Source organism: Streptomyces sp. WM6372 (genome assembly GCF_001279655.1).
Classification (GTDB): Bacteria; Actinomycetota; Actinomycetes; order Streptomycetales; family Streptomycetaceae; genus Streptomyces.
Genome location: NZ_LGDB01000184.1, coordinates 71,095 through 80,829 on the forward strand (window position 1 = coordinate 71,095; position 9,735 = coordinate 80,829).

Annotated in this window: 9 protein-coding genes; 8 read left to right on the forward strand and 1 reads right to left on the reverse strand. The window is 72.2% G+C overall.

What is annotated here, in order from left to right; all coding sequences use genetic code 11:
• The first annotated feature begins 119 nt into the window (after positions 1-119).
• Genes ADK52_RS18870 through ADK52_RS43020 form a run of 3 tightly spaced genes read left to right on the forward strand, consistent with a single transcriptional unit; the run spans position 120 to position 1,052 of the window.
• On the forward strand, positions 120-317 hold the full coding sequence (locus ADK52_RS18870; protein ID WP_053691001.1) for a DUF4244 domain-containing protein: 198 nt from the start codon (positions 120-122) through the stop codon (positions 315-317).
• Positions 304-681, forward strand: a complete 378-nt coding sequence (locus ADK52_RS18875) for a TadE family type IV pilus minor pilin (protein ID WP_078988442.1) — start codon at positions 304-306, stop codon at positions 679-681. The genes ADK52_RS18870 and ADK52_RS18875 overlap by 14 nt, the downstream gene beginning before the upstream one ends.
• Positions 678-1,052, forward strand: a complete 375-nt coding sequence (locus ADK52_RS43020; RefSeq protein ID WP_053691003.1) for an Rv3654c family TadE-like protein — start codon at positions 678-680, stop codon at positions 1,050-1,052. The genes ADK52_RS18875 and ADK52_RS43020 overlap by 4 nt, the downstream gene beginning before the upstream one ends.
• A gap of 25 nt (positions 1,053-1,077) precedes the next feature.
• Here the strand turns inward: ADK52_RS43020 and ADK52_RS18885 are convergent, their stop codons facing one another.
• Positions 1,078-3,531, reverse strand: a complete 2,454-nt coding sequence (locus ADK52_RS18885) for a DEAD/DEAH box helicase (protein WP_053691004.1) — start codon at positions 3,529-3,531, stop codon at positions 1,078-1,080.
• Positions 3,532-3,612: 81 nt separating this feature from the next.
• Here ADK52_RS18885 and bldG point away from each other — a divergent pair, with 81 nt between their 5' ends.
• From bldG to ADK52_RS18910, 5 genes are all read left to right on the forward strand, one after another.
• Complete coding sequence (gene bldG / locus ADK52_RS18890) at positions 3,613-3,954, forward strand: anti-sigma factor antagonist BldG (RefSeq protein ID WP_030152678.1); 342 nt, start codon at positions 3,613-3,615, stop codon at positions 3,952-3,954.
• 119 nt (positions 3,955-4,073) lie between these two features.
• Entirely contained in the window at positions 4,074-4,514 is a 441-nt protein-coding gene (locus ADK52_RS18895; protein ID WP_053691005.1) for an ATP-binding protein, read from the forward strand.
• 261 nt (positions 4,515-4,775) lie between these two features.
• On the forward strand, positions 4,776-7,184 hold the full coding sequence (locus ADK52_RS18900; protein WP_053691006.1) for a sodium-translocating pyrophosphatase: 2,409 nt from the start codon (positions 4,776-4,778) through the stop codon (positions 7,182-7,184).
• A 172-nt stretch (positions 7,185-7,356) separates the two neighbouring features.
• A complete protein-coding gene (locus ADK52_RS18905; RefSeq protein WP_053691007.1) occupies positions 7,357-7,923 on the forward strand; it encodes a hypothetical protein in 567 nt (188 codons plus the stop codon).
• A gap of 271 nt (positions 7,924-8,194) precedes the next feature.
• On the forward strand, positions 8,195-9,700 hold the full coding sequence (locus ADK52_RS18910; RefSeq protein WP_053691008.1) for a N5-glutamine methyltransferase family protein: 1,506 nt from the start codon (positions 8,195-8,197) through the stop codon (positions 9,698-9,700).
• Positions 9,701-9,735: the final 35 nt, after the last annotated feature.

The window sequence follows — 9,735 nt, forward strand, 5'->3', positions numbered from 1 at the left end:
AAAGTCCGGTAACTCGGCTCGCGCGTAGCCGTATGCGCAGGACCTCAACTCTGCGCCTGGAAAGCCCCATCGGATCACCACTGAGATCACGTCAGGAACCGAATCAACAGGAGGTTGTCATGAGGATCATCTGGTTTCGTCTGCGGTCGGCGATGAGCGGTCGTGCGGACGACGCGGGCATGTCCACTTCTGAATACGCCATGGGCACGATCGCGGCATGTGCATTCGCGGCCGTTCTGTACAAGGTGGTGACGAGTGACGTGGTCTCCACGGCACTCCAGTCGACCATCGGGAAGGCACTCGATGTGCCGTTCTGAGGAAAGGCGCGGGGGACGGGGCGACCGGGGATATGTGACGGCGGAGGCCGCCCTGGTGATTCCCGCGCTGGTGCTCTTCGCGGCGCTGCTGGTGTGGGCGCTGATGGCGGCGGCCGCGCAGATCCGATGTGTGGACGCGGCCCGGGCCGGCGCCCGGGCCGCGGCCCGCTCGGAGCCTCCGGGTGTGGCGGAGGCGGCGGCCCGGTCGGCCGCCCCGGCGGGGGCGGAGGTGGGGCTGGAGCGGGAGGGGGACCTGTGGCGGGTCAGGGTGTCGGCGCCGGCGCCGGGCCCGCGCGGGCTCCCGGTGCGGCTCGGGGCACAGGCGGTGGCCCTGGCCGAGGACAGCGTGGGACCGCCGCCATGAGCCGGGGCCGGGGCCGGGGCCGGGACCGGGGGTCGGCGACGGTGTGGGCCGCGCTGGTGGCGACGGTGCTGGGGGCGGTGTTCGGCGGGGTGCTGCTGCTCGGCCAGGCCGTCGTGGCCCGGCACCGCGCGGCGGCGGCTGCCGACCTGGCGGCCCTGGCGGCGGCCGCGACCTGGACCCACGGCCCCGAGGCCGCCTGCGCCGCGGCCCGCCGCGTCGCCGGGGCCCAGGGCGCGGCGGTGACCGCCTGCACCGTCCGGGGCGAGGTGGCCGAGGTGGCGGCCCGCCCCGCGACCGGCCCCTTCGCCCCGGCGATCGGCGCCCGAGCGGGCCCTCCCGAGAGCAGGCCCGCCCGCGCGAGCCCCGACTGACCCGGGGTTCCTCGTACGAGGGCGCTCAGGCGGGCGGGGCCTCGGACAGGAGGCGGGTGAGGAGGCGGATCGCGCCGCGTTTGTGGAGGGGGTCGTTGCCGTTGCCGCACTTGGGGGACTGGATGCAGGACGGGCAGCCGGCCTCGCATTCGCAGGCGGCGATCGCGTCGCGGGTCGCCGTCAGCCAGGCGCGGGCCGTGTGGAACGCCCGCTCAGCGAAGCCGGCGCCGCCGGGGTGGCCGTCGTAGACGAACACGGTCGGGAGGAGGGTGTCGGGATGCAGCGGGACGGAGACCCCGCCGATGTCCCAGCGGTCGCAGGTGGCGAACAGCGGGAGCAGGCCGATGGAGGCGTGCTCGGCGGCGTGCAGGGCGCCGCCGAGGATCTCCGGGTTGATCCGGGCCTCGTCGAGCTGGTCCTCGGTCACGGTCCACCACACGGCCCTGGTGCGCAGGGTGCGCGGCGGCAGGTCCAGCTTGGCCTCGCCGAGCACCTCGCCGGTGATCAGTTTGCGGCGCAGGTACGAGACGACCTGGTTGGTCACCTCGACCGAGCCGAAGCAGAGCCGGGCCGGGCCCCACGGGATCTCGGTCTCGGTCTCCAGGACGGAGATGGAGGTGGTGTCGCGTGCGGTGGTCGAGAACGGCGGGTTGGACTCCTCGACCAGCGCCACCGAGTCCTCCAGGTCCAGCTGCTTCACCAGGTAGGTGCGGCCCTGGTGGAGGTGGACCGCCCCTTCGTGGACGGCGGTGTGGGCCGCCGACTCGTCGACGGTGCCCAGCAGGCGCCCGGTGGCCGCCTCGACGATCTGGACCGGGCGGCCGCCCCCGCCGCGGATGTCGGTCAGGTCCGAGGCCCGCTCCCTTCGGGTCCAGTGCCAGGCCGTGGCCCGGCGGCGCAGCAGCTTGGCGGCCTCCAGCTGCGGGATCAGTTCGGCGGCCGCCGGGCCGAACAGGGCGAGGTCCGGCTCCGTCAGCGGGAGCTCGGCGGCGGCCGCGCACAGGTGCGGGGCAAGGACGTACGGGTTGTCCGGATCCAGCACCGTGGCCTCCACCGGCCGGCGGAAAAGGGCCTCCGGATGGTGGACCAGATACGTGTCCAGGGGGTCGTCCCGGGCGATCAGCACGGCCAAGGCGCCCTGCCCCGAGCGCCCGGCCCGGCCCGCCTGCTGCCACAGGGAGGCCCGGGTGCCCGGGTACCCGGTGATCAGGACGGCGTCCAGCCCCGAGACGTCCACGCCCAGCTCCAGGGCGGTGGTGGCGGCCAGGCCGAGCAGCTCGCCGGAGTGCAGGGCACGCTCCAGGGCCCGGCGCTCCTCGGGCAGGTAGCCGCCCCGGTAGGCCGCGACACGCCGGGGCAGGGACCGGTCCACCTCGGCAAGACGCTCCTGGGCGATCACCGCGATCAGCTCCGCGCCGCGCCGGGAGCGGACGAAGGCGACCGTACGGACCCCCTGGACGACCAGGTCGGTCAGCAGGTCGGCGGTCTCGGCCGTGGCGGTGCGGCGCACCGGGGCGCCCTTCTCGCCCCGCAGCTCGGTCAGCGGCGGCTCCCACAGGGCGAAGACGACCTCGCCGCGGGGGGAGGCGTCGTCGGCGACCTCCAGGACCGGCACGCCCGTCAGCCGGGACGCGGCGGCCGCCGGGTCGCTCGCCGTGGCCGAGGCCAGCAGGAAGACCGGATCGGCGCCGTAGCGGGCGCACAGCCGCCGCAGGCGGCGCAGTACCTGGGCCACGTGGGAGCCGAATACGCCCCGGTAGGTGTGGCACTCGTCGATGACCACGTAGCGCAGCGCGCGCAGGAAGGAGGACCAGCGGGGGTGGGCGGGCAGGATCCCCCGGTGCAGCATGTCGGGGTTGGTGAGCACGTAATTCGCGTACTGGCGCACCCATTCGCGTTCTTCCACCGGCGTGTCGCCGTCGTAGACCGCGGGCCGGACCGCGTTGCCGAGGGGTGCGGCCAGCTCGCGTACGGCGCGCCGCTGGTCGGCCGCCAGGGCCTTGGTCGGGGCGAGGTAGAGGGCGGTCGCACCCCTGCCGTTGGGGGCCTGCGCACCGTCCGCGAGGGCGGAGAGCACGGGCGCGAGGTAGGCCAGTGACTTTCCCGAGGCGGTGCCGGTGGCGACGACCACCGACTCGCCGTCCAGGGCGTGCTCGGCGGCCGCGGCCTGGTGTTCCCACGGATGTTCGATGCCCGCCGCCTGGATCGCGGCTACGACATCCGTTCGGATGCGGTCGGGCCAGACTGCATGACGACCCTCCCGAGGGGGCAGGTGCTCCGTATGGGTGATGCGCGCAGCTCGAGAAGGCCCCCGTGAGAGCCGGTCCAGAACCGTGCCGGGGGTGGGTCGAGGGTCCTCGGGTGCCGTGGGCCGACCGGGACGGTGAGTATTGGCCATTGGAACCGAGTGTGTCACCGGCGTGCGGGACAATGGTCGGAAGGCGTCGTGCGCGCCTGCCGGTAAGTGATTGAATGCCATCGCGGCAGCCAATCCCTCCCCTGCCTACGGGTGGGGAGGCCCCTGGGGGGCGCCGCTCGATAGCAAGGTGCTGGAGGATCCGTGGACCTGTCCCTGTCGACTCGCACTGTCGGCGACCGCACGGTCGTGGAGGTCGGTGGCGAGATTGATGTGTATACCGCGCCCAAGCTGCGCGAGCAGTTGGTCGAGTTGGTGAACGACGGCAGCTACCACCTGGTTGTCGACATGGAGCGAGTGGACTTCCTCGACTCCACCGGGCTTGGTGTGCTCGTGGGAGGTCTCAAGCGCGTCCGTGCACATGAGGGCTCGCTGCGTCTGGTGTGCAACCAGGAGCGCATCCTGAAGATTTTCCGCATCACCGGCCTGACGAAGGTGTTCCCGATCCACACGACGGTGGAGGACGCCGTCGCAGCCACCGACTGACGGTTCGACCCCCCGGGGCGCCGCGAGGCGCCGCGGGGGGAGCCGAAGAGGAGCGGGGGCGCGGGCCGACAGCGGTCCGGGCCCCTGTAAGGCACGCCCGTAGTCCGAGGGGGACGCGCATGGCCACCGTTGAACTGCGCTTCAGCGCCCAGCCCGAACACGTCCGGACGGCCCGCCTCGTCGCGGCCGCCGTGGCGCGGCGGGCCGGCGTGGACGAAGCCGTGCTCGACGAGGTCCGCCTCGCCGTGGGCGAGGCCTGCTCGCGCGCCGTCGGTCTGCATCTCAGCAACGGGCTGACCGCGCCCGTCCGGGTGGTCCTGACCGAGGAGGAGAAGCTGTTCTCCATCGAGGTCGGCGACGAGGTGCCCGGACCGGCCGGCGGCCCGGAGGGCGCCGTGCCCGGCATCGACGCCGCCCTGGACCCGGACACCGAAACCGAGGACGAGATGGGCCTCGCGGTGATCAGCGGGCTCGTCGACGACGTCGAGGTGACGAGCGGGGAGGGTGGCGGGACCATCCGGATGAGCTGGCCCGTGTCCGGCGCGTCCGATCTCCCGTAGTCCCGCCCGTCCGGAGATTCTTCCGATCTTCATCAAGGCCCTGCTGAGCAGGGCCTTTTTTCATACCCCACGGCATTTCCTAGATCAATGATCGGGCGTCAATGCCTTTGCCCCATTACTTCTTTCGGGGGGTAATGGAGTGGCGCGATCTATTGCTGAGGAGCAAGAGCAGGCCAATTCCGTTTCCTGCGCACTGTTTTGATCGGGAAGAGCTCCCTACAATCCGTCCACATCTTGAGCTCATCACGTCAAGGAGGACGAATGACGGGGCTCTTCACCCCCAACGCGCCGATCGGAAACTCCGATCTGGCAGCAGCCGTACTCACCGATGACAATCGGCTCATCGTCATGGTGATCGCGGGCGTGGCACTTGCCGCACTCGTCGTCGCGCAGATCCTGGTCCGCCAGGTTCTCGCGGCCGACGAGGGAACCGACAGCATGAAGAAAATCGCCGCCGCGGTCCAGGAAGGCGCCAACGCCTACCTCGGCCGGCAGCTGCGCACCCTCGGGATCTTCGCCGTCGTCGTGTTCTTCCTGCTCTTCCTGCTCCCCGCCGACGACTGGACCCAGAGGGCGGGACGCTCCGCCTTCTTCCTCGTGGGCGCCATCTTCTCGGCGGCCACCGGCTACATCGGCATGCGCCTCGCGGTCCGCGCCAACGTGCGCGTCGCCGCCGCCGCGCGCGAGGCGACCCCCGCCGAGGGCGAGCCCGCCAAGGACCTCACCGACGTCTCGCACAAGGCCATGCGGATCGCCTTCCGCACCGGCGGCGTCGTCGGCATGTTCACCGTCGGCCTCGGCCTGCTCGGCGCCTCGTGCGTCGTCCTGGTCTACGCCGCCGACGCCCCCAAGGTCCTGGAGGGCTTCGGCCTCGGCGCCGCCCTGATCGCGATGTTCATGCGCGTCGGCGGCGGCATCTTCACCAAGGCCGCCGACGTCGGCGCCGACCTGGTCGGCAAGGTCGAGCAGGGCATTCCGGAGGACGACCCGCGCAATGCCGCGACCATCGCCGACAATGTGGGCGACAACGTCGGCGACTGCGCCGGTATGGCGGCCGACCTCTTCGAGTCGTACGCCGTCACCCTGGTGGCCGCACTGATCCTCGGCAAGGCCGCCTTCGGCGACCTCGGCCTCGCCTTCCCGCTGATCGTCCCCGCGATCGGCGTCGTCACCGCCATGATCGGCATCTTCGCGGTCTCCCCGCGCCGCTCCGACCGGAGCGGAATGACCGCCATCAACCGCGGGTTCTTCATCTCCGCCGTGATCTCGCTGGTCCTGGTCGCGATCGCCGTCTTCGTCTACCTGCCGTCCAGCTACAAGGACCTCATCGGCGTCGAGAACGCCACGATCACCAACCACTCCGGCGACCCGCGCATCCTGGCGCTCGTCGCCGTGGCGATCGGCATCCTGCTCGCGGCCCTGATCCAGCAGCTGACCGGCTACTTCACCGAGACCAGCCGCCGTCCCGTCCGGGACATCGGCAAGTCCTCCCTGACCGGCGCGGCCACCGTCGTCCTCGCCGGCATCTCCGTCGGCCTGGAGTCCGCCGTCTACACGGCGCTGCTCATCGGCCTCGGCGTGTACGGGGCGTTCCTGCTCGGCGGCACGTCGATCATGCTCGCGCTCTTCGCGGTGGCCCTGGCCGGCACCGGCCTGCTCACCACCGTCGGCGTCATCGTCGCCATGGACACCTTCGGGCCCGTCTCCGACAACGCCCAGGGCATCGCCGAGATGTCAGGCGACGTCGAGGGCGCCGGTGCGCAGGTCCTGACCGACCTGGACGCCGTCGGCAACACCACCAAGGCCATCACCAAGGGCATCGCGATCGCCACCGCCGTGCTCGCCGCGGCCGCGCTCTTCGGCTCGTACAGCGACGCCATCGCGAACGCGGTCAAGGAAGTCGGTGCCAAGGCGGGCGAGATGAACCTCAGCCTGGACATCGCCCAGCCCAACAACCTGGTCGGCCTGATCCTGGGCGCGGCGGTCGTGTTCCTGTTCTCCGGCCTCGCCATCAACGCCGTCTCCCGCTCCGCGGGCGCCGTCGTCTACGAGGTGCGCCGCCAGTTCCGCGAGCACCCCGGGATCATGGACTACACCGAGAAGCCCGAGTACGGGCGCGTCGTGGACATCTGCACCAAGGACGCGCTGCGCGAGCTCGCCACGCCCGGCCTGCTCGCGGTCCTCACCCCGATCGCCGTCGGGTTCTCGCTCGGCGTCGGCGCGCTCGGCTCGTTCCTCGCGGGTGCCATCGGCACCGGCACCCTGATGGCGGTCTTCCTCGCCAACTCCGGTGGCGCGTGGGACAACGCGAAGAAGCTCGTCGAGGACGGGCACCACGGCGGCAAGGGCAGCGAGGCGCACGCGGCCGTCGTCATCGGCGACACGGTCGGCGACCCGTTCAAGGACACCGCGGGTCCCGCGATCAACCCGCTGCTCAAGGTCATGAACCTGGTGGCGCTGCTGATCGCCCCGGCGGTCGTGCAGTTCAGCTACGGCCCCGACACGAGCGCGACCGTGCGCGCGATCGTCGCGGCCTTGGCCATCGCCGTCATCGCCGGCGCGGTGTACATCTCCAAGCGCCGCGGCATCACGGTCGGGGACGACTCCGAGGGCGAGGGCGCGCCCGCCGAGCGGGTGGCCCAGCAGGCCGATCCCGCGGTGGTTTCCTGACCCGAGGGGTGACCCTCGGAGGGACCTGTGGGCCGACCGGCCCGAGGACTCGAAGATACGCCCGAACGGCGGACGGGCGGCGCGGACTGACGCGCCGTCTGTCCGCCTTTCTGTGTGCTCGGATGGCAGGCGTGTATCTTCCGGGCCGAGAGCCTTCGAAGGGACCAATCCGGTGAACAAGAAGTTTGCGGCCGCGGTGTCCGGCGGTGCGGTGCTGATGCTCGTGCTGTCCGGCTGTGGCGGCGATGAGACGGACGACAAGGCCAACGCCTGGGCCAAGAAGGTCTGCGACAAGTGGCAGCCGGAGCTGAAGAAGATCGAGACCGCCAACGCGGACATCAAGCGGGTGGCGACCGAGAGCAGCAAGCCCGAAGAGGTGCAGACGACCGACTCCGCGGCGTTCGGCACCATGTCCGCGTCGTACAAGGCGATGGGGACCGCCCTCCAGGGGGCGGGAGTTCCTCCGGTCAAGGACGGCCAGACGACACAGGACACGGCCATCAAGGGCTTCGAGGAGTCGTCCAAGGGCTACGCCGACCTGAAGACGAAGATGGAAGGCCTGGACCCGAAGGACCAGACGAAGTTCGCCGAGGGGCTCAAGGAGGTGGCCGGTGGACTCGAATCGGCCACCAACGGCGGCAAGAACGCGCTCAGCACGCTCAAGGCCGGCGGTCTGGACAAGGCGATGAACAGCCAGAAGGGCTGCCAGGTCGCGGCGCCGTCGGCGTCGCCGAAGTGAGGTAGCCCGCGGGCGCCGTTGCCGGCGGAAGCGGAAGCGGAAGCGGTACGCGGACCGGGGCGGCCGGGGTTCCGAGGAACCCGGCCGCCCCGGCGCATGCGGAGCGGCACGCCGGGCGGTGCGCCGCGCCGCACGCCGGGCCACCGGCGGCGCGGCGCGCGCGTGTCGGGGGGAATCCGGCGCCCGGCTCGGGCCGACCCGGCACACGCATCGTCGGCATCAGCGGCCGCGCGGCATACGCATCGGCGGCGGCAGCCGACACAATGGACCGGTGAGTACCACCAGCCTTCCCTCGCCCGACCGCGCCGCCGAGCTCCGCACGGCCCTGCTCGCCGCCGGCTTCACCGCCGACGGCCTGCTCGACCTGCTCGGCGCCCCCGCCTACGCCGCGCTGGCCCGCAGCGAGACGGTCCCCGCCCTGCGCGCCACGCGCGGCTCCGGCGACGGACCGCTCGCGAGCCTGGTCCGGCTGTTCCTGCTCCAGCAGCCGGAGCCGTACGTGAACGCCGCCCGGGCGCTGCCCGTCGAAGCGGCGCTGGCCGACGGCTGGCTGCGCCGGGAAGGCGATGAGCTGCACGCCACCGTCGACGTGCGCCCGTACGGCGGACCCGACGGCGAGGACTGGTTCATCGTCTCCGACCTCGGCTGCGCCGTCGGCGGGGCCGGCGGGATCGGCAGCCGCGAGGAGGGGGTGGTCCTCGGTGTCGGCGGGGCCTCCACCACCCTGGCCGGGATCACCGTCCGCACCCCGGTCGGCAGCGCCCTCGACCTCGGCACCGGATCCGGCATCCAGGCCCTGCACGCCGCCCAGCACGCCACCCGGGTCACCGCCACCGACGTCAACCCCCGGGCCCTGGACTTCACCCGGCTGACCCTGGCGCTGTCCGGCGCGCAGGAGGCCGAGCTGCTGCGGGGGTCACTGTTCGAGCCGGTCGGCGAGGCCACGTACGACCTGATCGTGTCGAATCCGCCGTTCGTGATCTCCCCCGGCGCCCGGCTGACGTACCGCGACGGCGGGATGGGCGGCGACGACCTGTGCCGGACCCTCGTCCAGGAGGCCGGCGCGCACCTCAACCCGGGTGGGTACGCGCAGTTCCTCGGCAACTGGCAGCACGTGGAGGGCGAGGACTGGCACGAGCGGGTCCGCGCCTGGGTACCGCGCGGCTGCGACGCGTGGATCGTGCAGCGTGACGTGCAGGACGTCACGCAGTACGCGGAGCTGTGGCTGCGCGACGCGGGCGACCACCGCACCGACCCCGCCGAGTACGCGCGGCGGTACGAGGACTGGCTGGACGAGTTCGAGGCCCGCAAGACCAAGGCCGTCGGCTTCGGCTGGATCACGCTGCGCCGCAGTGACGCGGCGGAGCCCTCCATCGTGGTCGAGGAGTGGCCGCACTCGGTGGAGCAGCCGCTCGGCGACGCCGTCGTGGCCCATTTCGCCCGTCAGGACTACCTGCGGGACCACGACGACGCGGCCCTGCTGGAGGCCCGCTTCGTGCTGGCGGCGGAGGTCGTCCAGGAGCAGGTCGGCGCGCCCGGCGCGGAGGACCCGGAGCACGTGGTGCTCCGGCAGAACCGCGGGATGCGGCGGGCGACCAAGGTCGACACGGTCGGGGCGGGCTTCGCCGGAGTGTGCGACGGCTCACTCACGGCGGGCCGGATCCTGGACGCGATCGCGCACCTGGTGCAGGAGGATCCCGTCGTGCTGCGGGACCGGACTCCGGAGGCGATCCGGGTTCTGGTCGAGCAGGGATTCCTGGAGCCGGCCGAAGGCTGACCGGCCCCGGCCGCCCCCCGGCCGCCCCCCGGCCG

Excerpts from the sequence above, each read along its gene's own strand:
- ADK52_RS18875 (WP_078988442.1), top strand. The coding sequence starts at position 304 with ATGTGCCGTTCTGAGGAAAGGCGCGGGGGACGGGGCGACCGGGGATAT.
- ADK52_RS43020 (WP_053691003.1), top strand. The coding sequence starts at position 678 with ATGAGCCGGGGCCGGGGCCGGGGCCGGGACCGGGGGTCGGCGACGGTG.
- ADK52_RS18885 (WP_053691004.1), bottom strand. The coding sequence starts at position 3,531 with ATGGCATTCAATCACTTACCGGCAGGCGCGCACGACGCCTTCCGACCA.
- ADK52_RS18870 (WP_053691001.1), top strand. The coding sequence starts at position 120 with ATGAGGATCATCTGGTTTCGTCTGCGGTCGGCGATGAGCGGTCGTGCG.
- ADK52_RS18900 (WP_053691006.1), top strand. The coding sequence starts at position 4,776 with ATGACGGGGCTCTTCACCCCCAACGCGCCGATCGGAAACTCCGATCTG.
- ADK52_RS18895 (WP_053691005.1), top strand. The coding sequence starts at position 4,074 with ATGGCCACCGTTGAACTGCGCTTCAGCGCCCAGCCCGAACACGTCCGG.